This window comes from Pseudomonas sp. TMW22090 (assembly GCF_022496665.1).
Classification (GTDB): domain Bacteria; phylum Pseudomonadota; class Gammaproteobacteria; order Pseudomonadales; family Pseudomonadaceae; genus Aquipseudomonas; species Aquipseudomonas gregormendelii.
The window spans coordinates 902,629-926,167 of the sequence record NZ_SCFH01000001.1 but is presented as its reverse complement, the minus strand read 5'-3'; the positions used below and the strand labels follow the sequence as shown (position 1 = coordinate 926,167).

19 protein-coding genes are annotated in these 23,539 nt (G+C 62.1%); 16 read left to right on the top strand and 3 right to left on the bottom strand.

The window, feature by feature from the left end:
* The first annotated feature begins 283 nt into the window (after nt 1–283).
* From EQV97_RS04325 to EQV97_RS04315, 3 genes are all read left to right on the top strand, one after another.
* Nucleotides 284–2,125 (top strand): potassium transporter Kup, encoded by a 1,842-nt coding sequence (locus tag EQV97_RS04325; RefSeq protein WP_240888494.1) that lies wholly within the window; start codon nt 284–286, stop codon nt 2,123–2,125.
* 146 nt (nt 2,126–2,271) lie between these two features.
* Entirely contained in the window at nt 2,272–2,562 is a 291-nt protein-coding gene (locus tag EQV97_RS04320; RefSeq protein WP_225569775.1) for a hypothetical protein, read from the top strand.
* Nucleotides 2,563–2,577: 15 nt separating this feature from the next.
* Complete coding sequence (locus tag EQV97_RS04315; protein ID WP_122839803.1) at nt 2,578–3,168, top strand: isochorismatase family protein; 591 nt, start codon at nt 2,578–2,580, stop codon at nt 3,166–3,168.
* Here the strand turns inward: EQV97_RS04315 and EQV97_RS04310 are convergent.
* Both EQV97_RS04310 and EQV97_RS04305 read right to left on the bottom strand, forming a co-directional pair.
* The gene (locus tag EQV97_RS04310; protein ID WP_240888680.1) at nt 3,139–4,446 is read right to left on the bottom strand and encodes an MFS transporter; all 1,308 of its coding nucleotides are present in this window, start codon (nt 4,444–4,446) and stop codon (nt 3,139–3,141) included. The genes EQV97_RS04315 and EQV97_RS04310 overlap by 30 nt on opposite strands.
* 17 nt (nt 4,447–4,463) lie before the next feature.
* Nucleotides 4,464–5,447 carry a flavin reductase family protein gene (locus EQV97_RS04305; protein WP_240888493.1) on the bottom strand — a complete coding sequence of 328 codons (984 nt, stop codon included), beginning with the start codon at nt 5,445–5,447 and terminating at the stop codon, nt 4,464–4,466.
* A 196-nt stretch (nt 5,448–5,643) separates the two neighbouring features.
* Between EQV97_RS04305 and EQV97_RS04300 the strand changes: the two genes are divergently transcribed.
* The 4 genes from EQV97_RS04300 (at nt 5,644) to EQV97_RS04285 (ending at nt 12,361) form a co-directional block, all read left to right on the top strand.
* Nucleotides 5,644–7,080: a coniferyl aldehyde dehydrogenase gene (locus EQV97_RS04300; RefSeq protein WP_240888492.1), complete on the top strand. Its 1,437-nt coding sequence runs from the start codon at nt 5,644–5,646 to the stop codon at nt 7,078–7,080.
* A 29-nt stretch (nt 7,081–7,109) separates the two neighbouring features.
* Nucleotides 7,110–8,690 carry an amidase gene (locus tag EQV97_RS04295; protein ID WP_240888491.1) on the top strand — a complete coding sequence of 527 codons (1,581 nt, stop codon included), beginning with the start codon at nt 7,110–7,112 and terminating at the stop codon, nt 8,688–8,690.
* Nucleotides 8,691–8,930: 240 nt separating this feature from the next.
* A complete protein-coding gene (locus tag EQV97_RS04290; RefSeq protein WP_122839806.1) occupies nt 8,931–10,649 on the top strand; it encodes an FAD-binding protein in 1,719 nt (572 codons plus the stop codon).
* On the top strand, nt 10,649–12,361 hold the full coding sequence (locus EQV97_RS04285) for an FAD-binding protein (RefSeq protein WP_240888490.1): 1,713 nt from the start codon (nt 10,649–10,651) through the stop codon (nt 12,359–12,361). Before EQV97_RS04290 ends, EQV97_RS04285 begins: the two co-directional genes overlap by 1 nt.
* A gap of 167 nt (nt 12,362–12,528) precedes the next feature.
* On the opposite strand, the gene EQV97_RS04280 is transcribed toward EQV97_RS04285, so the two are convergent.
* Nucleotides 12,529–13,314 carry an enoyl-CoA hydratase gene (locus EQV97_RS04280; protein WP_240888489.1) on the bottom strand — a complete coding sequence of 262 codons (786 nt, stop codon included), beginning with the start codon at nt 13,312–13,314 and terminating at the stop codon, nt 12,529–12,531.
* Between the two features lie 140 nt (nt 13,315–13,454).
* On the opposite strand from EQV97_RS04280, the gene EQV97_RS04275 reads away from it, so the two are divergent.
* The 9 genes from EQV97_RS04275 to EQV97_RS04235 all read left to right on the top strand — a co-directional run bounded on the left by EQV97_RS04275 (nt 13,455) and on the right by EQV97_RS04235 (nt 23,523).
* Nucleotides 13,455–14,240: an SDR family oxidoreductase gene (locus EQV97_RS04275; protein WP_122839809.1), complete on the top strand. Its 786-nt coding sequence runs from the start codon at nt 13,455–13,457 to the stop codon at nt 14,238–14,240.
* A 56-nt stretch (nt 14,241–14,296) separates the two neighbouring features.
* The gene (locus EQV97_RS04270) at nt 14,297–15,265 is read left to right on the top strand and encodes an OB-fold domain-containing protein (RefSeq protein WP_122839922.1); all 969 of its coding nucleotides are present in this window, start codon (nt 14,297–14,299) and stop codon (nt 15,263–15,265) included.
* An 8-nt stretch (nt 15,266–15,273) separates the two neighbouring features.
* Nucleotides 15,274–16,407 (top strand): acyl-CoA dehydrogenase family protein, encoded by a 1,134-nt coding sequence (locus tag EQV97_RS04265; protein WP_240888488.1) that lies wholly within the window; start codon nt 15,274–15,276, stop codon nt 16,405–16,407.
* Nucleotides 16,379–16,798 carry a MaoC family dehydratase gene (locus EQV97_RS04260; protein ID WP_045058550.1) on the top strand — a complete coding sequence of 140 codons (420 nt, stop codon included), beginning with the start codon at nt 16,379–16,381 and terminating at the stop codon, nt 16,796–16,798. Before EQV97_RS04265 ends, EQV97_RS04260 begins: the two co-directional genes overlap by 29 nt.
* A gap of 17 nt (nt 16,799–16,815) precedes the next feature.
* A complete protein-coding gene (locus EQV97_RS04255) occupies nt 16,816–17,994 on the top strand; it encodes a lipid-transfer protein (protein WP_122839811.1) in 1,179 nt (392 codons plus the stop codon).
* A 10-nt stretch (nt 17,995–18,004) separates the two neighbouring features.
* The gene (locus tag EQV97_RS04250) at nt 18,005–19,174 is read left to right on the top strand and encodes an acyl-CoA dehydrogenase family protein (protein WP_122839812.1); all 1,170 of its coding nucleotides are present in this window, start codon (nt 18,005–18,007) and stop codon (nt 19,172–19,174) included.
* Between the two features lie 64 nt (nt 19,175–19,238).
* The gene (locus EQV97_RS04245) at nt 19,239–20,444 is read left to right on the top strand and encodes an acyl-CoA dehydrogenase family protein (RefSeq protein ID WP_240888487.1); all 1,206 of its coding nucleotides are present in this window, start codon (nt 19,239–19,241) and stop codon (nt 20,442–20,444) included.
* A complete protein-coding gene (locus tag EQV97_RS04240; protein WP_240888486.1) occupies nt 20,441–21,583 on the top strand; it encodes an acyl-CoA dehydrogenase in 1,143 nt (380 codons plus the stop codon). Before EQV97_RS04245 ends, EQV97_RS04240 begins: the two co-directional genes overlap by 4 nt.
* A 257-nt stretch (nt 21,584–21,840) precedes the next feature.
* Complete coding sequence (locus EQV97_RS04235) at nt 21,841–23,523, top strand: class I adenylate-forming enzyme family protein (RefSeq protein ID WP_240888485.1); 1,683 nt, start codon at nt 21,841–21,843, stop codon at nt 23,521–23,523.
* The last annotated feature ends 16 nt before the right edge of the window (nt 23,524–23,539 follow it).

Below are 23,539 nucleotides of genomic sequence, written 5' to 3'. Positions count from 1 at the left end.
AGTCAGGAAGAAATGCTGTCCGCCTTCGATCATTCGGGTGACGCTGCAAACGCGGTGGCTGACGAAATTTTTTTACGTTTTTTTTACAGTCAGCGTTTTTGCCGGACACGATACTGGCGGCGATTTTTTAATCGCCCCATGCCTTTCTTTTCGATAGGCCTGGAACAGAGGCATTGCGCAAGGAAGGCGTGCAGTACTCCCCGATGATTGAGAGAAGCGCCCCTTGAGTGAGACAGTGACCGTTGCAAACGAACATTCCCCATCCAAAACGTCAGGAGTGGGCATGCTCGTCGCCGCTGTCGGCGTGGTTTATGGCGACATTGGCACCAGCCCCCTCTACACGCTTAAAGAAGTGTTTTCCGGCCACTACGGCGTTCAGGTAAACCACGACGGCGTGCTGGGGATCCTGTCGTTGATCTTTTGGTCACTGATCTGGGTCGTCTCGATCAAATACGTGCTGTTCATCCTGCGTGCCAACAACCAGGGCGAAGGCGGCATCATGGCATTGACGGCTTTGGCCCGCCGCGCGGCCAGCCCTTATCCCCACATGAGCAAGGTACTGGTGCTGCTCGGCCTGTTCGGGGCGGCACTTTTTTACGGGGACAGCATGATTACCCCGGCGATATCGGTGCTGTCGGCGGTTGAAGGGCTACAGCTGGCGTTTGATGGCATAGAACATTGGGTGGTGCCCCTGTCAGTGGTCGTGCTGGTGGCGCTGTTCCTGATACAAAAGCACGGTACCGCCCGCATCGGGATCCTGTTTGGCCCGGTCATGGTGTTGTGGTTTGTGGTATTGGGCGCGCTCGGAGTCCACGGTATTTTGCAGCGCCCCGAAGTGTTGCAGGCGCTCAACCCTGTTTGGGCAGTGCAGTTCTTCGTGGTTCATCCGGGAATGGGTGTGGCGATTTTGGGCGCCGTCGTGTTGGCATTGACCGGTGCTGAGGCGCTGTATGCCGACATGGGTCACTTTGGTCGCAAACCGATTTCCCGCGCCTGGTTCATTCTGGTGTTGCCGGGGCTGGTGCTCAATTATTTTGGCCAGGGTGCCCTGATCCTGGAGAACCCGGAGGCGGTGCGCAATCCGTTCTATCTGCTCGCGCCTAGCTGGGCGCTGCTGCCGATGGTCGCGCTCTCCACCCTGGCAACCATCATCGCGTCGCAAGCCGTGATCTCCGGCGCTTTCTCCCTGACGCGCCAGGCTATCCAGCTAGGTTACGTCCCTCGCATGTTTATCCAGCACACCTCCAGCCAGGAGCAGGGGCAGATTTACATCGGCACGGTTAACTGGGCGTTGATGGTCGGTGTCGTGTTACTGGTGATCGGTTTCGAGTCGTCCAGTGCCTTGGCCGCTGCCTATGGGGTCGCGGTGACGGGCACCATGTTGATCACCACCCTCTTGTCCTCGGCTGTCGTGCTGCTCCTTTGGAAAACGCCTCGGTGGCTGGCGATACCCATGCTGATCGGGTTTCTGCTGGTCGACAGCCTGTACTTCGCGGCCAACGCGCCCAAGATTTTCCAGGGCGGCGCGTTCCCGGTGATCGCCGGTATTGGTCTGTTTATCTTGATGACGACTTGGAAGCGCGGGCGAAAAATCATCGTCGAGCGGCTGGATGAGACCGTACTGCCTTTGCCGCTGTTCATCAGCAGTATCCGTTCACAGCCGCCACATCGTGTGCAGGGGACTGCGGTTTTCCTGACGGCCAGGGCCGATGCGGTTCCCCATGCACTCTTGCACAATCTGCTGCATAACCAGGTACTGCACGAGCAAGTGGTATTGCTCACCGTGGTGTCCGAGGACAGTCCTCGAGTGAGTGCAGATCGGCGGTTTGAAGTTGAAGCCTATGGCGACGGGTTCTTCCGGGTCAGCCTCCACTTCGGTTTCATGGAGGAGCCCGACGTGCCTACGGCCTTGAGTCTTTGTCATTTGAATGAGCTGGATTTCAGCCCGATGCGCACGACCTATTTCCTCAGTCGTGAGACGGTCGTCCCAACCAAGCGCATGGGTATGGCGCGCTGGCGAGAGGGCCTGTTCGCGTTTCTGCTGAAGAACGCCAATAGCAATCTGAAGTACTTCAAATTGCCCCTCAACAGGGTGATCGAACTGGGGACTCAGGTGGAGATGTGAGGACGAGCAAGGCCTTCTGGTGGAGTGAGCCGCGCAACCGTTTAGAGACAGGCGCAAGGTGACGTGCGTCCACAGGTATCCAGGTTTACACTTTTGGCGCGATCTGGTGAAAACTGGGTACCTGGCGAGATCAAAAAGGACTGCACATGAGCAAGTATCTGGCATTGTTGTTTGTTGGCGCCGCAGGTTTTGTCCAGGCGCAATCGCCGTGCTCTGAGGCATGGTACCAGGCGATCGACAAGAAACTGCTGACCGCCGATGCGCAAGGGCACGGGCCGGATATAGGCTCTGAGGAATGGAAATCCGTGATCGAATTCAAGCTGGGGGTGCGGGGCAGGGCAGACGTCCCTGATCGCAGCTCCGAGCAGTGGTGCACGTATATTGACCAGCAATCCAAGGCGGTGCGGTGGCCGGCAGCCGACTCGCGCTCCACTTGAAGGGGCTGACATCACATGAAGGATGAAATCAGCCTGATCCCCCTTGTCATCCTTGACGTTCAGGACGCGATCGATCGCCCAAACTGGGATGGAAAAAACAATCCTGGGTACTTGGCAGTGATCCAGCGCCTGCTTGGCCTATGGCGATCGAACGGTTGGCCCGTTTTGCACGTGAAGCACGATGAACAGGCGCCTGCGTCCAGCTATTACGTGCATGGCCCGTGGAATGGCATCAAGAAAGAAGTTGCCCCGATCCAGGGAGAACCGGTCATCACCAAACAGGAAAACTGCGCGTTCATTGGTACCGAACTGGATGCCGTGCTGACGAGGATGCGAGTGAAGCGCTTAGTGCTGACGGGGGTGGTGGTTCATAACAGTATCGACGCCACCGTTCGTGCGGGGAAAGCCCTTGGCTACAGGATCATCCTCCCCTCAGACGCTACGACCGCCGTGCCTGTCGTCGGGGCGCATGGGAAGTGCTGGGACGCGACAACGGTTCAGGCACTGACTTTGGCAATACTGGGTGATGAATATGCCGATGTCATGTCTTCGGACGAATTGCTCGCGCAGCTCAGCTTAACCCCCGTGGCCATAACCCGTGCTTGACGCATGGCTCGCGGTCCGCATCAGCAATAGCACCGAGCAAATGACCGGCAGATTCACCAACAGCAGCGCATATCGCAGTGACTCCTGGCCAAACAGCGGAAGCAACATATCGCTGATCAAGCCGGTTGCCAGTGGCCCGATACCGACGCCGAGCAACGTGCTGACGATGGTTTGTAAAGCCATGGCGCTACCGCGTCGACCGGGTGGCACCAGTTGGGTGACAAGGTTGTAGGACGGGGCGACCCACCAGACGGCAAAGAATGCGTAAAGCGCACACCAGAGCATGGCGGTTGGAATCGGCACATCACCCAGGCGCACCAGCAGGGAGTCGGACCAGAGCAGATAGGGGACCAGGGCACAGATGGCCGCCAGGTGGCCGAAAATCGGAATCGAAACTTGCCAGTGTGGATTGCGCCGGCACAGCCGGTCACTCAACCAGCCACTGAACAAGCCACCGATCCCCGCCGAAACGCCGCAGATCACTCCTGCCAGCAATCCGGCGTGTTGCAGGGACAGGCCGTGTGAGCGTACCAGGAAGCTGGTGTTCCACATGCCAATGGCGTAGGAACTGAGCGTGGTCAACCCACCTGCGAGGATCAGGCACCGATACGCTGGCAGCGCCCACAGCTTGCGTGCTTCAGCGCCCATGCCCAGCAGGGCGGGGGGCGTGTGAGGTTGCGGTGTAACATCCCAACGACCACGTTGAGGGTCGCGTACGAGAAACGCCAGGATGGCGCTGAACGCCAACGCCGGCACCCCCAGGGCAATGAATGCACTGCGCCAGCCGTAGTGCTCCACCACCCAGGCACCAATGCTCAACCCGATGATCGAGGAGAAGGTCGGTGCTGCGGTAAAGCAACTGATGGCAAATGAACGCCGTTGTGGTGGGTACAGGTCTGCGATCAACGACAGCGAGGCCGAAGTTGTCGGCGACTCGCTGACTGCAACCAGCATGCGCGCAAAGGCCAGCGCAAGGAAACTGCCGGCCAGGCCACAAGCCATGGTCGCCACCGCCCAGAGCAAACAGGAGATTGCCAGCAGCCGTACACGGGGCATGCGGTCCACCAGGCGACCTGCTGGCAGTCCCATGAGTGCATAGACTGCCGCGAACGCCAATCCCGAGATCAACCCGATGGCGGTGTCGCTGACGGCAAACTCGGATTTGATCGGTTCGACCATGACCGCCAGTATTTGTCGGCCGACGAAATTGTCGGCAAATACCATCGCCAGCAACAAAAGCAAGCCGTGGCTACCCCAGCCGACCTTGGCCGGCGACAACAAACCTGCGCGGGCAGTCAACGTGGTGCCCACAGATCCGGCAGGCCGGGGTCACTCACGACGATCAGGCGCTTGAGCAACACCTTCAAAGCTTGAGCGTCGGCCGCGCCGAGCTTGACGGCAAGGTCTTCTTCGACGGCCTTGGCCAAAGCCAGCTGATGCAGCGAAACTTCCCGACCCTGGGCTGTGAGGACAAACCGTAGCGACTCTGCCGAGCCCTCGAACGCCACCAGGCGCTGGCGTTCGAGAAAACGCATGCTGGCCAGCGTGACTTCGCGGCCGGTGTAGTTCACAAAGGTGTTGATTTCCTCAAGGGTCAGGTTGTCGCGGATGCACAAAATGGAAAGGACAAAAAACGTCTGTTCGTCCAGCTGCTGACTGTTCAATAGCTGGCGCAAGACGTTCAGCACTTGATAGTGCCCACGTCCCAACAGGTAACCGAGCAAGTCCTCGGTATAGCTGCACTCTGGCGGCGGCGGGGTGGTCGCCAGTCGCAGTTCGCTGCGTGGCTTACGCGTGGCCAGGGCGTACTGGCCGCTTTGGAACGCCAGTGGCGCGCGGTCGCTGTGATCGAAGGCGAGTACCTCACCGACAAAGATCACATGGTCACCGCCTTCGTACTGGAACGCCGTGCGGCACTGGAAACGCGCGGTGCAATCTTGCAATAGCGGTGCCTCGCTGATGCCATTGTCGAGTTCGATCTCGGCGAATTTGTCCTCGCCCTGAGTGGCAAAACGCCCTGACAGTGTCTCCTGCTCCGTGGACAGCACGTGCACATTCCAATGCTTGCCGTTGCTGAAGACCGGCAGACTGCGTGCCTGCTTGGAGAGGCTCCAGAGTACCAACGGCGGGTTAAGCGACACCGAGTTGAAACTGTTGGCGGTGATGCCCACCGGAGAGCCGTCTTCGTTCTGGGTGGTGATGATCGTGACCCCGGTGGTGAACGTGCCGAGCGCGGCACGGAATGCCTGGGGATCAAAGCTGATGTTTTGCATTGCCATGACTGGCCTCATGGAGTGGAGTTTTCGTATGGCCAGTATTGGGCGTTTGCACGTCCCCAACATCGTCTCAACGGACTAACACTATTACGGGGGCTCGTCCGATTGGACGAGGCGGCGCAGATGTCCGCAAGGCTAGGGTGGCGCCAGGCGCATCGGGCGCTTGACGGCCAATGAGCCGACCTGCAAGGGGATAACAATGAGTTCAGCCACGTCTTGCGTCGAAGACCTTTCAAGCCTGCTGGCGCGACAGAAGAGCGCCTTCGCCAGTGCCGGGAGTGTCAGCATCGAAACCCGCCGCCAGCGCCTGCAGCAAGTCATCGACCTGCTGGTCCACAACCACGCTGCATTGACTCAGGCCATCGACCAGGATTTCGGCGGGCGGCCTGCCGGTTTTTCATTGATGAATGATGTGCTGGGCGCCCTGGCCTCGCTTAAACATGCCCGCGATCATCTTCAGGACTGGATGCCGGACGAACCCCGCCAGATGTTCAGTCCTTATGACCAGCTCGGCGCGACCGCCTGGGTCATGTACCAACCCAAGGGCACGGTAGGCATCCTTGGTACCTGGAATGCCCCGCTGTATACCTTGCTCAGCCCGTTGGCATCGGCTCTGGCGGCCGGCAATCGGGCGATCCTGAAGCCTTCGGAGGTGGTGCCACGCACCGCTCGACTGTTGGCGGATCTGTGCGCGGAACACCTCGACCCGTTGGTCGTTGCAGTGGTCAACGGCGGGCCGGAGCTGGGCGAGGCCTTCAGCAGCCAGCCCTTCGACCACCTGGTGTTCACCGGCAGCACGGCGATTGGCCGGCAGGTGATGGGCAATGCTGCGAAAAACCTGGTGCCGGTGACCCTGGAACTGGGTGGCAAGTCGCCAGTAATCGTCTCTGCCAGCGCCGACTTGAACAAGGCGGCTTTCAGCATCGCCGCAGGTAAGGCCAGTAATGGCGGACAGATCTGCATCAACCCCGACCTGGTATATGTACCCAAGGCCCGCCTTGAATCCTTCCTGGATGCCCTGCGCAGCGCATATCGCGATCTCAACCCGACCGTAGCGGGCAACCCGGATGTGGTAGCAGTGGTCAATCAGCGACATCTGCAGCGGGTCGAGGGCCTGGTCGAGGACGCGCAGGCACGCGGTGCGCGCGTCGAATGCCTGCCCGAACCCCTGGCCGTGGACACCCAGGACCGCCGTCGCCCGCTGCGGGTGGTGGTTGATCCGGCCCCGGAGAGCTTGATCATGCAAGAGGAAATCTTTGGTCCGGCCATGGTCGTGCTGGGGTATGACGACCTCGATCAGGTCATCGCGCAAATCAATGCAGGGCCACGTCCGCTGGCGCTTTACTACTTCGGCGAGGATGCGCAGGAGCAGCGCCATGTGCTGGAACACACCCTGTCAGGCGGGGTCACCCTCAACGACGTGATGATGCACGCCGCCCTGCACGATGCGCCATTTGGCGGTGTCGGCGCGTCGGGCATGGGCCATTACCATGGTCGCGAAGGATTTCTTGAGTTCAGTCACATGCGCACGGTGTTCAAGGCTTCGGCCCTCGACCCGCGCCGCGAGTGGGGCCTGTTGCCGCCCTACGGTGAACACTACCTGGCGGCCATGCTGGCCGGTGTTACATCCGACTAATAATGATCAATCAGGACGTAATCACTATCATGGCTAATCACGAACACTCACCACTCAATCCTTCGACAGCCGCTGAAGCTGGCTGGCCCCGTCGCAGCGTACTCAAGGCCGGTGCCGTGGCTGTTGGCGTCGGGCTTCTGGGGCGCTATGCAAGCGCCCGCGCGGCGGAAATTTCGGCCAGCGACTACCAGGCCATGGACGCCTGGGCGATGAGCCAGGCGATCCGCAGCGGCGAACTGAGTGCCGAGGACCTGATGGCGGCGGCGCTGGCTCGCTACAACGAAGCCAACCCCAAGGTCAATGCAGTGAACATGCTGCATGAAGGTTACGCTCGCACCTTGCTGGCCCAGCGTCGCGCGGCGGGCACTGAAAATCGCGGCGCCCTGGCCGGAGTGCCGCTGCTGCTCAAGGACCTCAACACTTCCTTGCAGGGCACCATCACCAGCAACGGTTGCCGGATGTTCAAGGACTCGCCACCGGCCAGCCGCACCAGTGCCCTGATCTCCCGGTATGAGCAGGCCGGTGCGGTGCCATTCGGCAAGACCACGTGCCCTGAGTTCGGCTTGACCACCACCACCGAATCTCTGGCCTGGGGTCAGACCCGTAACCCCTGGAACCTGGCCATGAGCGCCGGCGGTTCCTCCGGAGGTGCGGCGTCAGCGGTGGCGGCGGGGATCGTGCCCGTGGCCCATGCGACCGATGGCGGTGGTTCGATCCGCATTCCTGCTTCGTACTGTGGCCTGGTCGGACTCAAGCCCAGCCGGTATCGAACCCCCAGCGGACCGCTGCATTTCGAGGGCTGGTTTGGCGCCAGTGTGGCCAACGTCGTCTCACGCACGGTGCGCGATACCGCACTGTTCCTTGATGTCGGCCAGGGCCATGAGGCCGGCAGTGCGTATTGGTGCCCGCCCTTGGTCCGACCCTACGTAGACGAGTTGCAACGCGAACCGGGCAAGTTGCGCGTGGCTGTCGTGCGCCAATCGTTGACCGGCGCGCCGCTTGAACCGGCGATTGCCGCGACCCTGGAACAGACCATCAAGCAGCTGCTGGCGCTGGGGCATGAGATCGACGAGTTGGAACTGGGGGTTGATCCCCGCCAATTGTTCGGCGCCCATGGCATGGTGATCGGGACGGCCGTGCGAACCTTGATCCACAACCGTGAGCAGGTGCTCGGACGCGCTGCCACGGCGCAGGACCTGGAGAAAATCACCCTGGTGAATCTGGAACGTTCCAAGGGTACCAGTGGCGAGGATCTGTACCGCGCCCGGCAATCGTTCGAGAGCATCGGCGCGACCATGGAACACCATTTCGAACGCTACGACGTGATCCTGTCGCCGGTCACCGGCAGCCTGACACCGAAGCTCGGGCTGCTGTCCCTGAACCAGCCCTGGGAGAGTTACGCCCACAACGCTATGGGCAGCGCCGGCTTCACGGTACTCGCCAACGTAAGCGGGCAGCCGGCGATCTCTCTGCCGCTTGGCCAGAGTGACGACGGCCTGCCGGTGGGGATGATGTTCACTGCGCGCCTGGGTGGCGAAGACGTGCTGCTGCGCCTGTCCAGCCAACTGGAACAAGCCCATCCGTGGGTCGCCAGGCGTGCCACCTTTTAGCGCCACACCCTTGCAGTTCCGCACCTTTGTGGGGGCCAGTCTGCTGGCGATGGGCGCTGAAGTTCAACACCCTGTTGACTGATCCACCGCTAACGCGAGCTGACTCGCATCCACAGGCAACCCTAGTCCAATTTGACGATGAGCCAATCCACCCGCAGCCCTGATCATGGGCTGCACTCCGCCAGCGCACCCTGCGTGGTCGGCGGTTTCTTCCTGACCTCAGCTAATGGCATAACAACAATGACGGCTCAAGTTCAGTCTCAGACCCACTATGACGTGATCGTCGTCGGTTCGGGCGCAGGTGCGATGACTTCGGCGGTGTTTCTCGCTGACCAGGGTATACGTGTGCTGGTACTGGAGAAAAGCGACCAGTACGGCGGCACGTCGGCGATCTCCGGCGGCGGTATCTGGATTCCGAACAACCACTATTTCGCACGCATGAACGGCAATGACAGCTACGCAACGGCCCTGACCTATCTGCAAGCGGCGGCGGGCGAGCATGTCGATGAAACGCGCTTGCGCGCATACCTGGACAACGCGCCGAAGATGATTGAACAGCTCACCCGTATAAGCCGGGTGCGCTACGCGGTGGCGGCGAAATACCCTGATTACTATCCACACCTGCCCGGGGCACTGGCCGGTGGACGAACACTGGACCCGGAGTTTTTCGATACCAGCCTGTTGGGCGAAGAACTCGCGAACCTGCGCAAACCGTCGCCTTCAACCCTGCTGATGGGGCGCATCGCCTGGACTGCGCGCGATGCACACAAAGCCATGGCCCGTAGTTTCGGCTGGCGCTTGCTGATCATGAAGCTGATGCTGCGCTACAAGCTGGACTTCAAATGGCGACGCAAAAGCAAGATGGATCGCCGTGCATCCCTGGGAAGTTCGCTGGTGGCCTCCCTGCGCCGCTCGCTGATGGACCGCAATGTTCCGCTTTGGCTCAACACCGATTTCTGTGGCCTGGTCACCGAAAACGGTCGGGTCAGCGGTGTCACGGTGATGCGTGACGGTGCCGAGCTGCAATTGCAGGCGCGCCTGGGGGTGATCCTTGGCTCGGGTGGCTTTGAACAGAATCAGGCGCTGCGCGACAAGTACTTGCCCAAGCCGACCCGCAAGGCCTGGAGCGCGACACCGCCTGGCAACAACACCGGGGCCGCCCTCGAAGCCGGCATGGCGCAAGGCGCCGCCACCGCGTTGATGGATTGGGCCTGGTGGGCACCGACCATTGCCGTGCCGGGAGAGGACAAGCCCCGGGGGATCTTCGCTGAGCGTGCGTTCCCCGGCGCTATCGTGGTCAACGGTCTGGGGCAGCGCTTTGTCAACGAAGCGGCACCGTATCTGGAGTTCGTCGACGCCATGCATCGGGACAACCAGAGTACCGACGGGAGATCGGTGCCGGCCTGGGTGATCTTCGACGCGCACTTCCGTTTCAACTACGCCATGGGGCCATTGATGCCTGGTCAGGTCATGCCCGATAGCCGACTGCGCAAAGAGTGGCTCAACAACCTGTACTGGAAAGCCGACACCCTGAGCGGCCTGGCCCGGCAGATCGGCGTCGACGGTGCTGGCCTGGAAGCCACCGTGGCCAAGGTCAACGGCTACGCAGAAAGCGGTGTGGACATCGACTTTGCCCGTGGCGGCAATGTCTTCGACCGCTATTACGGCGACTGCAACATCAAGCCCAACCCTTGCCTGGCGCCGCTGCGTAAAGGCCCTTACTACGCCATGCGCCTGGACGCCGGTGACATCGGCACCAAGGGCGGTCTGTTGACCAACGAACATGCCCAGGTGGTGCGCGATGACGGTTCGACCATCGCCGGCTTGTACGCCATTGGCAACTGCTCTGCCTCGGTGATGGGCACCAGCTACCCTGGAGCCGGTGGCACCCTGGGGCCGGCGATGACCTTTGGTTATGTCGCCGCCAACCACTTGGCCCGTCAGTTGCCGGAGGCGTGATGTCAATGTCCGATAACGTCCCCAGCACCGAGGTAATGCCACCCTTGCAGGTGGCCGATGGCAACAGCGTAACCTGGGACGAACAATGCGATGTACTGGTCGTTGGCTGGGGTGCTGCCGGTGCCTGCGCGGCGCTTGAAGCTCGGGCCGAGGGTGCCGACGTGCTGATCGCCGACCGCTTCACCGGCGGCGGTGCCAGCGCCAAAAGCGGCGGGGTGGTCTATGCCGGTGGCGGCACGCGCCATCAACAGGCGGCGGGGTTCAACGACAGCCCCCAAGCCATGTTCGACTACCTCAAGCACGAAACCCGCTCCGTAGTCAGCGATGATACGCTGCGGCGCTTCTGCGCCGACAGCGTGAGCAACCTCCAGTGGCTGGAAAGCCACGGCGCGCCCTACGCCCACCAGATGCCACCGGGCGGGGGAAAGACTTCGTATCCCCCCGACGGCTACTTCCTCTATTACTCGGGTAACGAATTGGTGCCTGACCACGGCGGCCCCTTGCCGCCTGCACCACGAGGGCATCGCACCGTGGGCAAGGGGCAGGGCGGGGCGGTACTTTTTTCCCACCTGAAAGCAGCGTGCCTGAAGGCCGGAGCGAGAACGCTGTTGCAGGCGGCGGCGCGACGACTGGTGACCGATGCCCAGGGGCAGGTACTGGGTGCCGAGTTTTGGTGCATGCCCAAAGGCAGCAAGCACGCCCACTTGCATGCCCGACTGTCCGCCCGCGCCGAACGTCTGCAGAACTTCGTCCCTGGCTATTGCAACACACTGCGCAAGAAGGTCTGCCAACTGGAACGGGATTTCGCCAAGCCTCGCCGGGTGCGAGCGCTCCACGGGGTGATCCTGAGCACTGGTGGCTTCATCTTCAACCGCCAATTGCTCGAACAGCACGCGCCGAAGTTCCGGCGCAATTTCAAGGTCGGCGCCACCGGCTGCGATGGCAGCGGCTTGCGCCTGGGTGCCAGTGTCGGTGGTCAGGGGGCTGGGCTTGAGCGGGTATCGGCGTGGCGCTTCATCAACCCGCCGTACAGTTGGCACAAAGGCATCGTGGTCAACCGCGAGGGGCTGCGCTTCTGCAACGAAGAAGTCTACGGCGCCACCCTCGGCCAGCCCTTGATGGAAGAGCAGGGGGGCAAGGCATGGCTGGTGCTGGATGCGCCGTTGCGCAAGAAAGCCATCCGCGAAGCACTGTTCGGCGGCTACTGGTGGTTCCAGAGTTTTCCGGCGCTGGCCCTGATGTTGTTCAAGGTGCGCAAGGGCAAGAGCCTGACTGAGCTGGCCAGTGCGACGTCCATGAACCCCACCGTGCTGCGCGACTCTGTGCTGGCCGCCAACGCCGCCGCCCGTGGCGAGGCGCCGGAGCCTTTCGGCAAGTCCGAGGGTGGGCGCCAGGTGCTTGAACAAGGGCCGTTCTATGCCTGCGATATCTCCGTGACCAATCCGGTATTTCCCTTGGGCGCCCTGACCCTGGGTGGATTGCGCGTGGATGAGCGCAGCGGCGCGGTGCTGGACGAGCAAGGCCAGGTGATCAGCGGCTTGTACGCCGCCGGACGCAGCGCCCTGGGCATACCGTCGCACCTGTACATCAGTGGCCTGTCCCTGGCGGACTGCGTGTTCTCTGGCCGTCGAGCCGGTGCCGCCGTCGTCCGCGCACACAACCAGCAACCGCAAAGCACCCACGCACAGGAGACCCCAGGGCTCACTCTGTAGGAGCTGCCGCAGGCTGCGATCTTTTGATTTTTTAATCTTCGAGCTGACAGAGAACCGGGCGCTGGATCGGATTGCTTGGGCCGAATGAAAGATCAAAAGATCGCAGCCTGCGGCAGCTCCTACGGGGGATCGCAAGCGCTGCAGAACTGAGCCCGGCAGACGAGCGTCTAGTACCCCTCGAACCGGGCCGGACGCTTGTCGATAAATGCCTGCATGCCTTCCTTCTGATCCCGTGACGCAAACAGCAGGGCATTGGCCTTGCGTTCCAGCGCCAGGCCGGCTTCCAGCGGGGCGTCCATGCCGGCGAGGATCACCTCCTTGATCTGCTCGGCGGCCAACGCCGGCATCGCCGCAATGACTCGAGCCAGCTCCAGGGCGTGGGCCTGGACCTGGTCATCGTCCACCAGGTCGCTGACCAGCCCGGCTACCCAGGCTTCCTCGGCACTGATCGGTTGCCCGGTGAGTGCCATGCGCATCGCCTTGACCTTGCCTACCGCCCGCACCAGCCGTTGGGTGCCACCGATGCCCGGCATGATGCCGATACGGATTTCCGGTTGGCAGAAGCGCGCGCTGCGCCCGGCGACGATCAGGTCGGCGTGCATCGCCAGTTCGCAACCACCGCCGTAGGCGTAGCCGCAGACGGCCGCAATCACGGGTTTTGGACAGTGCTGGATCGGCCCCCAGACCCGCTCGGTGTGGCGCTTGTAGATATCGATAGGGCCGACCCCGGCCATGCTGGTGATGTCGCCACCGGCAGCGAACACCTTGTCACCGCCCGTAAGGACGATGCACCGCACCTCGGGATCAATTGCCAGCTGGCTGAAATAGCGCGACAGCAGCGCCTGCAATTCCAGGCTCAAGGCGTTGGTCGCCTGGGGGCGGTTGAGCCGCAGCAGGGCGACGCCGGGCAGCGGGCGTTCGAGCAGAACCGGTGCAGCAGATGAGTCGGGCATGGGCATTCTCGAAGACCTGAGAGGGTGTCAATGGCGCCAGTGTCCTGTTCACGGCGCTGAATTTTCATCGTCCGTTCAGACGTAGTTTGGCCTGCGGTTCGTCCCTAGAGTGGCTCTTGTCAGTAGAAAAGGAGCACATGATGGAGCTGCATTCGGGTCTTGATTACAGCGGCAAGGTGGTGCTGATCACCGGTGGCACCAAGGGCATCGGCGCTGGTATCGCGCAGGGATTTCTGGCCGCGAACGCACGGGTGATTGTCTGTGCCCGGCGCGAACCTGAGCAGGTGCCGACAGCGGGAGGCAAGCACGCGACCTTCATTGCCGCCGATGTACGTGACCAGGATTCCCTGCAACGACTGTTCGCCACCATCGAGCGAGATTTCGGACGCCTCGATGTGGTGGTCAACAACGCCGGCGGCAGTCCTGCCGCCGACGCCGCCACGGCCTCGCCCAGATTTCATGAAAGCATCATCGGGCTGAATCTCATCGCGCCGCTCAACGTCGCCCAGCACGCCAATCGCCTGATGCAGGCACAGGTGCAGGGTGGTTGCATCATTTTTATCGGCAGCATCAGTGCACTGCGTTCCTCGCCAGGTACGGCCGCTTATGGCGCGGCGAAGGCCGGCGTGCTGGCGTTGGTGCAATCGTTGGCGGTGGAGTGGGGCCCCAAGGTGCGGGTGGTTACAGTCAGCCCGGGGCTGGTGCTGACCGAGCAGGCGCATCTGCACTACGGCACGCAGGCCGGTATCGATGCTGTCTCTGCCGGAATCCCGGCTGCACGCATGGCGGTGGCCGAGGACATTGCCAACGCATGCCTCTACATCGCATCACCGCTGGCCAGTTACGCCAGCGGTTGCAACCTGTTGCTGCATGGCGGTGGTGAACGCCCGGCGTTTCTCGGTGCTGCGCAAGTTCTGCCCACCTGATCGACCTAATGCGGCGACCGGGTTCGGTAGCCGCCTTCAATGTGAAGGAGACGACTTTGGCTGATCCACAACTGCTATCCAATGTGCGCGCCCTGGTGGGGCGCCAGTACGGCCGGGTGTATGCCTGGGACGAGGTCAATGCCCCGATGATTCGCCAGTGGTGCGAAGTCATGGGCGTGGACAACCCGCTGTACACCGACCCGGGCTTCGCCTTGGGTACCGAACATGAGGGCCTGATCGCGCCGCCTGCGATGTTGCAGGTATGGACCATGGAAGGCCTGCACGCCAACAACTATCCGCCTGGTTCCACCACTGAGAACCCTTACGAGGTGCTCAAGGAAATGGAAGCCTACGGCTATGCCTCCACGGTGGCGGTGAACTCCGAGCTGAGCTTCACTCGCCCGCTGCGTCTGGGCGAAAAACTCTACTACACCACGCGCCTGGATTCAGTTGGCGATGAGAAAACCACCGCCTTGGGCACCGGCTTCTTCGTCACTCTGATAATGAGCCACTTCGTGGAAAAAGCCGGCGGCGACGAGCCGGTGGGCGAGTTGCTGTTTCGCGTATTCAAGTTCCGTGCGGCAAACGCCCAGGCTCCAGCCAAGGTGGAAGCGGCACCGGTCAAGGCCAAGCGTCCGTTGCCAGGAATCAGCGACGACACGCGGTTTTTCTGGGAAGGCTGCGAGAAGGGGCAGTTGTTGATCCAGCGCTGCACGGCCTGCCAGACCCTGCGCCATCCACCGGCACCCGTTTGCATCCAGTGTCACAGCTTCGACTGGGACACCCTGCAGGCCAGTGGTCGCGCCAGCTTGTATTCATTCGTGGTGATGCACTACCCCGAAGTGCCTCCGTTCGATTACCCCAACCCGATCGGCCTGATAGAACTCGAAGAGGGTGTGCGCCTGATCGCCGGGCTGGTCGGCATCGAGCGCGAGCAACTGCAGATCGGCCAGCGTTTGCAGGTCGAGTTCCAGTCCTTCGATGACCAACAGACCCTGCCGTTATTCCGGCCGGTAGAGGCATAGGAGCCACCATGGATTTCGAATTGAGCGAAGACCAGCGCGCCATTGCGCAAATGGCCGACGGCCTGTTTGTCGACCATTGCCATGATGACTACATGCGCCAGTGGGACACCAGCGGCGAGGCGATGATGGCGCCGTTGTGGACGTTGTGTGTCGAGACCGGCCTGCATGCCTTGGCCATCCCCGAAGAGCACGGTGGCAGCGGCCTGGGCATGACTGAGTTGATGCTGGTGCTGCAAGCCCAGGGTAAGGCCCTGGCCCAGGTGCCCTTGTGGCGTCATCAATTGGCGGCTGCGACCCTGGCCCGGTTTGACGCCGCCAACAATGGAGGGTGGGTTGCCAGGGCGGCATCCGGCGAGGTGCTGCTGAGTCTGTCTGTCGATGGTTTGAGCAGTGCGCTCGGCATCGAACTGCGAGCCCGTGCTTGCGCCGACGGCTGGTTGATCGACGGCCGGGTTGCAGCCTTGGCGTTGGGTGATCAGTCCCAGGCAGCGCTGGTGTTGGTAGAAGCAGAAAACCAGCCGCGCTTGCTGCTGCTCGACCTTTCGGCGCCCGAGATACAAAGGGTGTCGGCGGTGCTGACCCACGGCGAAGCGGTGGCCGACTTACACATCCAGGGTTTGACCGTGAGCGCCACCGCGCTGTTACCGGCTGAAGCTGTCGCCTGGCTTGAACTTCGCTGCACCGCGGCATTGGCGTCCTTGCAGCTGGGTGTCAGCGAAGAGCAGATCCGCCGCACCGTGGCCTACGTCAGCGAGCGTCGGCAGTTCGAACGCGTCATCGGCAGCTTCCAGGCGGTGCAGATGAGCATGGCCGATACCCATATCGCCGTCGAAGCCTTGCGTACGACCTTGTGGCAACTGGTCTATCGCATCGATGCCGATATGCAGGCGCCCAGTGAAGCGCTGGCCACTGCCTGGCTGGCCTGTGAAGCGGGACACCGCATTGGCCACACCGCGCAGCACGTACATGGCGGCATCGGCGTCGACCTGACGTACCCGATCCACCGTTTTCTCTACTGGAGTCGCGGCTTGTCCCTTGCCTTGGGTGGCTCGGCGGCAAACCTGGAACGCCTGGGCGACTGGCTCAACGATAACGACAAGCTGGGATGGAAATATGACCTCGAAGAACACCAAGCGCTTTGAAGACGTGCGCCCCGGCGAAGTACTGCCGCAGCTTGCGGTGCCGATCACGGTGACCCTGATCAACGGTGGTGCGATTGCCACCCGTGACTACTTTCCCGGTCACCACGACGCGGAGGCGGCCCGAGCCCTGGGTTCGCCCCACGTGTTCATGAACATCCTCACCACCAATGGCCTGGTGCAGCGATTCATCGAACAGTGGGCCGGGCCGCTGGCGCAATTCAGCGCACTGAAAATCAAACTCGGCGCACCGAATTATCCCGGCGACTGCATGACGTTCAGTGGCAGCGTCAGCGCAGTCGATGCGGACACCCGCTCGGTGGAAATCACTTTGAGCGGCAAAAATTCCATGGGCAACCACGTGACCGGCACGGTCGCGCTGGTCCTGCCCTGACAGCCGGAGAGACACAGATGACTGATTCATCGATTTCCGGGCGTGCCGCGATCGTTGGTCTGGGCGCGACCGAATTTTCCAAGAACTCCGGACGCACCGAATTGCGCCTGGCCATGGAGGCCACCTTGAGTGCGCTCAAGGATGCCGGCATCGATCCGTCGGAGGTAGACGGCTTCAGCTCCTACTCGGTGGACAAGGTCCCGGAGTACGAAATTGCCCGTCTGCTGGGGTGCAAGGACGTCAAATTCTTCTCTCAGGTGCCCCATGGCGGCGGCGCTGCCTGTGGGCCGGTCATGCACGCGGCGATGGCAGTAGCCACCGGGGTGGCGAAAGTAGTGGTGGTGTACCGGGCCATGAACGAGCGTTCCTGGTACCGCTTCGGTACCGGCAACTACGGCTTTGCAGCTTCGCCGATATTCGACAACGTCAACTACGGCTGGTACATGCCCCACGGCTTCCATACGCCGGCAGCCTGGGTCGGGATGTTTGCCCAGCGCTACATGCACACCTATGGCGCCACCAGCGAAGACTTTGGCCGGATCGCTGTGGCCGCGCGGGATTTCGCGGCGACCAATCCCCAGGCGTTTTTCCACGGCAAGCCGATCACCCTGGAAGAACACCAGGCCTCGCGCTGGATCTGCGAGCCGCTGCACTTGCTCGATTGCTGCCAGGAGTCCGACGGCGCCGTGGCGATGGTGATTACCTCGGCCGAGCGCGCCCGTGACCTTCGGCAGAAACCGGTGACCATCAAGGCTGGCTCCCAAGGCATCAGCCACGGCCAGCAGAGCATGACCTCGTTCTACCGCGACGACATCACCGGGCTGCCGGAAATGGGCGTGGTGGCCCGCGAGTTGTATCGCCAGTCAGGCCTGGGCCCGGAGTCTTTCCAGACGGCGGTGATCTACGACCATTTCACTCCGTTCGTGCTGCCACAGCTGGAGGAGTTCGGCTTCGTCAAACGGGGTGAAGCCAAGGAATTCATCCGCGCCGGGCATCACGCCCGTGGCGGCAAGCTGCCCATCAACACCCACGGCGGGCAACTGGGTGAGGCCTACATCCACGGCATGAACGGGATCGCCGAAGCGGTGCGGCAGGTGCGTGGTACGGCAGTCAACCAGGTGGCGGATGTGCAAAACGTACTAGTCACCGCCGGCACCGGCGTACCCACCAGCGGCCTGATTCTCGGCGCAGCCTAAGGAGCAGCAAATGTTCGTTGACCTCACTCCCGAACAACATGCCCTGCGCCACAAGGTGCGGGACTATTTCCAGGCCCTGATGACCCCGGACATGCGCGACCAGTTGCGGGGCAAGGAAGGCGGTGATCTGTTTCGCCAGACCATCCGCCAGATGGGCCGCGACGGCTGGCTCGCGGTCGGTTGGCCAAAGGCCCACGGCGGCCAGGGTTACGCGGCCACTGAACAGTTGATCTTCTTTGAAGAAGCCAACATCGCCGGCGCGCCACTGCCGTTCGTCACTATCAGCACCGTCGGCCCTTCCTTGATGGCCCATGGCAGCGAGCTGCAGAAGGAACGTTTTCTGCCCGGCATCGCGGCCGGTGAAATCATGTTTGCCATTGGTTATTCCGAACCCGACGCTGGCAGCGATCTGGCCGTGCTCAAAACCACTGCCCGCCAGGACGACGAAGGCTTTTTGGTCAATGGCAACAAACTGTGGACCTCAGGTGCCGAATCGGCCGATTTCGTTTGGCTGGCGGCCCGGACCGATGCGACGCAGGCGAGGCATAAAGGCATATCGCTGCTGATCGTGGACACTACGACGCCGGGTTTCTCTCATACCCTGATCCCCACCACGAGCATTCCGACCACGGCCACCTACTACGACAACGTACGGGTGCCCAACGAAATGCTGGTGGGCCAGTTGCACGGCGGCTGGAAGTTGATCACCTCGCAACTGAACCATGAACGCCTCGGCCTTGGCACCTGGTCGGACAAGGTCGTGGCGCTGTTTCGCCGGGTCTATCTGTGGGCGCGGGCCTGTGACGAACAGGGTCGTCGAGCGATGGACAAGGCCTGGGTGCGCAGCTCGCTGGCCGAGTGTTACGCGCGCCTGGAAGCGATGCGCCTGATCAACATGCGCATTGCTGCCGACCTGGACCGAGATCGGATGGACGTGGCACTGAGCTCGACCACCAAGGTGTTCGGCTCGGAGTCGGCCATCGAGATCCTGCGCAAGCTGGCGGGGATCCTCGGCGCCAACGGTTCAATGCGCAGTGGCTCGGCAGCGACCCTGCTGCAGGGAGAGCTGGAATTCGAGTTGCGCAGCTCACCGACCCTGACCTTTGGCGGTGGCACCAATGAAATCCAGCGTGAGCTGATCGCCCAGTTTGGCCTCGGCATGCCGCGCACCCAACGCTGACGCTGGTCCATCAACAACAAAAACGTACTCGGCCCGGTTCCGGCGCGGGTCGAAGGGGACTTTCATGAGCACTATCGAGCAATTTCGGCACGACACGCGTGCCTGGCTGGAGGCTAACTGCCCGCTGTCAATGCGCACCGGTATGGCTGAAGGCGATGTCGTGTGGGGCAGCCAGAACCCGCAGTTTCCGTGCGAAGACGCACGACTGTGGTTTGAACGCATGCGCGACAAGCGCTGGTTCTGTCCCGAGTGGCCTGAAGAATACGGCGGCGCGGGCCTGAGTGACGAGCAACTGGCGGTGCTGGAAAGCGAGATGCGCCGCATCAAGTGCCGGCCGCCACAGATCAACCTTGGTATCTGGATGCTCGGGCCAGTGCTGCTGGCGTTTGGCAGTGAGCAACAGAAACGCGATCTGCTGCCTCCCATTGCCCGTGGTGAAGTGCGCTGGTGCCAGGGGTTCTCCGAACCAAACGCCGGTTCCGACCTGGCCAGCCTGAAAATGGCCGCTCGCGATGCAGGCGACCACTTCATCGTCGACGGCAGCAAGATCTGGACCTCCTACGGCGACAAATCCGACTGGATGTATGCCCTGGTGCGCACCGATTTCAGTGCGCCGAAACACGAAGGCATCAGCCTGATTGTACTGGACATGCGCAGCCCCGGCGTCAAGCCGCAGCCGATCGATTTGATCAGCGGCAAGTCGGCATTTTGCCAGGTGTTCTTCGATGCGGTGAAAGTCCCCAAGAGCCAGTTGATCGGGCCGTTGAACGGCGGCTGGACTCTGGCCAAATACCTGCTGCAGCACGAACGCAAGGCGATGTCGAAGTTCGGTGAGTTCAGCCTGCCGTCGCACTTCGACCTGCTGGCGTTGATGCGCGAGTACGTGCCGGCGCCACAGACCCAGGGCGAGCATGCCCTGCAGGCCCGGGCCACAGCCTGTGCGATGAATGAACAGGCCTACAACCTGACTGTGCAGCGCATGGGTGAGGAGGCGCGGGCCGGCGCCGACATCGGCGGCCTGATGTCGATCATGAAACTGGTGCACACCGAGCAGGAGCGCGATAAGTTCGAAGTGCTGCTCGATGCCATGGCCGGGCACGCCTTTGGTTGGGAGAGTGTTGCGTTCAGCGAGCAGCAACTGGCGGTGACCCGCTCCTGGTTGAACAGTTACGCGCTGACCATTTCCGGCGGGTCCTCGGAGGTCCAGTTGAACGTTATCGCCAAGCGCGTGCTGGGCTTGCCGGACGCCAAAAAAGGAGTTGCTGCATGAGCCTGCGTTATAGCGATGAACAGCGTTTGCTGGCGGACAGCGCCCGGGACTTTCTCGCCGCCCGCAGTCCGGTCAGTGCCCAGCGCCGATTGCGCGATGAGGCCGCAGCTTTTGGCTTCGAACCGCAGCTGTGGCGTGAAGCCGTGGAGTTGGGTTGGAGCGCGATTCCTTTCCCGGAAGACTTTGGCGGTCTGGATTTCGGTTGCAAGGGGCTCGGTCCAATCTTCGAATCCATAGGGCGCAATCTGTCCGCCACGCCGCTGTTATCCAGTGTGGTACTCGGTGGGTCATTGGTTCTTCTGGCGGGCAACCAGGCGCAACAGACACGTTGGCTGCAAGCTGTGATCGGTGGTGAGCAGCGCCTGGCCCTGGCCGTGGACGAACGTTCTCGCCACAACCCGAGCCACATCGCCCTGGCAGCCAAGGCAGATGGACAGGGCTATTGCCTGCACGGCGACAAATTCTGGGTGATCGACGGGCAGGGCGCCGATGCCTATGTAGTGGCGGCCCGCACCAGCGGCCAGCCAGGCGACACTCAAGGTATCAGTCTGTTCCTGGTGCCGGCCGATAGCCGGGGGGTGACCGTCAGCGCTTTGGGATTGATCGATTCGCGCAACAGCGCTCGCCTGCGACTGGACGAGGTGCGCGTGGGCAGCGATGCCTTGCTGGGCAACCTGGATGAAGGTTGGGCCGTGCTTGAAACCGCACTGGATCGCGGCCGCACCTGCCTCGCGGCGGAGCTGTTGGGGATGGCCGAGCAACTGTTCGAAACCACCCTGGAGTACCTCAAGACCCGGGTGCAGTTCGATACGCCGATTGGCACTTTCCAGTCGCTGCAACACCGCGCTGCGCAAATGTACATCGATCTTGCGCTGAGCCGCAGCGCCCTGATGGCCGCTTTGGCGACCCTGGATGACGCCGGTCATGACGCTCGGGCACGTGCTCGACTGGTCAGCCTGGCGAAATGGAAAGCCGGCGACACCGCGCTCAAGGTCGCCAATGAAGCCGTGCAGATGCACGGCGGCATAGGCGTTACCGACGAGCTCGATGTCGGCCTGTACCTCAAGCGCGTTCGCGTGGCGCAGAGCTGCCTGGGGGATCGGGATTTCCATTGCGAACGCTATTGCGCCCACGCCTGAACCCGTGTGGGAGCGGGCTTGCCCGCGAAGACGGAGTGTCAGGCCATCGGCATGTTGAATGTGCCGGCCCCTTCGCGAGCAGGCTCGCTCCCACAAGGATCCCTGGTGTACCCAACTCGTGAGTACGACTCACCACCCTGTGGGAGCGGGCTTGCCCGCGATGACGGAGTGTCAGGCGATGCAGATGTTGAATGTGCCGGCCTCTTCGCGGGCAAGCCCGCTGCCACAGGTCTCTCGGTTGTTCTGGAGATACACAAATGAGCATTGAACGCTGGCAAACCGCGTGGCGACAACTGATCGCCCCCGGTGCGCCGTTTGAGGTGGTGACGTCCGATGACGGCGCTCCACGTTACTTCCGGCACGCCGCGCGCGATTTGACGCAGGTGTTCGACGCCGGTCGGGTCCACGGTGACCGTGAATTCCTGGTCTGGCAATCGCAACGCCTGACCTTCAACCAGTTCTTCGATCAGGTCGATCGACTGGCCGGGCAAATGGTGGCTCGTTTCGGACTGCAGCCCGGCGAGCGCGTGGCCATCGCAATGCGTAACCAGCCAGCGTGGCTCGTGGCGTTCGCCGCGATCGTGCGCTGTGGTGCGGTGTGTGTGCCGCTCAACAGTTGGGGGCTGCGCGACGAACTGCAGTACGCGCTGCAAGACAGCGATTCGCGCCTGCTGGTGTGTGATGAAGCACGATTAAATACCCTGCATGAAGATTTGGCCCGTGAGCAGCGAGGCACGATAGTCGTCGGGGCGCAGGAAACTGCCTCTCCCGAGTACTGCCTGCGATTCGAAGACTTGATCAACGCCCCGATATTGCCGGCACCCACGCTGGAAATCGATCCTGACGCGCCGGCACTGATCCTCTACACCTCGGGCACCACCAGTCGCGCCAAGGGCGCCGTGTCCAGTCACCGGGCAATCTGCCAGGCGCTGTATGCCCTGGATTTCCAGGGTGCGTTTTGCGCCATGAGCTCACCCGAGCGTGTCGGCGTGGTGATCAACAGTGGCTTTGCCCCCACCACATTGGCAGCAGTACCGCTGTTCCATGTCAGCGGCTTGCATGCGCAGTTCCTGTCGGCACTGCGCGGCGGCCGGCGCTTGATGCTGATGTACAAGTGGGATGTCGAACAAGCCATCGACCTCATTCGCGATGAGCGTTGCACTCAGTTCAACGGGGCACCGGTGATGATGCAGCAACTGCTTGCCTCGCCACGTTTTGGCGGCGAGCACACCGCCAGCCTCTTCGGTCTTGGACTGGGAGGTGCAGCTTCGTCCGCCGGGGTGCTGGACAACATGCTCAAGCTCAAGCCTGACGTGATTGGCGGTGCCGGGTACGGCCTCACCGAAAGCAACGGGATCGGCGCTGCCATCGGTGGTGATCCGTTCGTGTACAAGCCGCAGACCGCTGGCTGGCCGCTCCCGATAGTCGATATTCATATCGGCGAAAGCCCTGGCCAGCCGCAGGTGGCCGGGACTCGTGGGGTGATCTGGTTGCGCTCCCCAACCTTGATGAGCGCCTACTGGAACCTGCCCGAAGCCACTGCGCAAAGTCTGCACGACGGTTGGCTCGACACCGGCGATATCGGTTACCTCGATGAGGAGGGGTTTCTCTACATCACCGGCCGGGTGAAGGATTTGATCAACCGTGGTGGCGAGAAAATTTCTGCCGCGGAGATCGAGACGTGTGTCCTCGATTTGCCCGGGGTCCTCGAAGCGGCGGCATTCGCCATTGCCGACCCGCTGCTGGGTGAGACGGTGGGGTTGGCCGTCCACGGCCAGGCTTCGACGCTACCCCAGGAGGCACAGGTCTGCGCATTCATTGCCGAGCGCCTGGCCGCCTACAAAGTCCCGGCCCAGGTCTATCGGGTACTTGAACCCTTGCCACGCAATGCCACTGGCAAGGTGCTCAAGGCACAGCTGCAAGAAAAGTTGGGCGTCTGATTGCACCTTAGTCTTT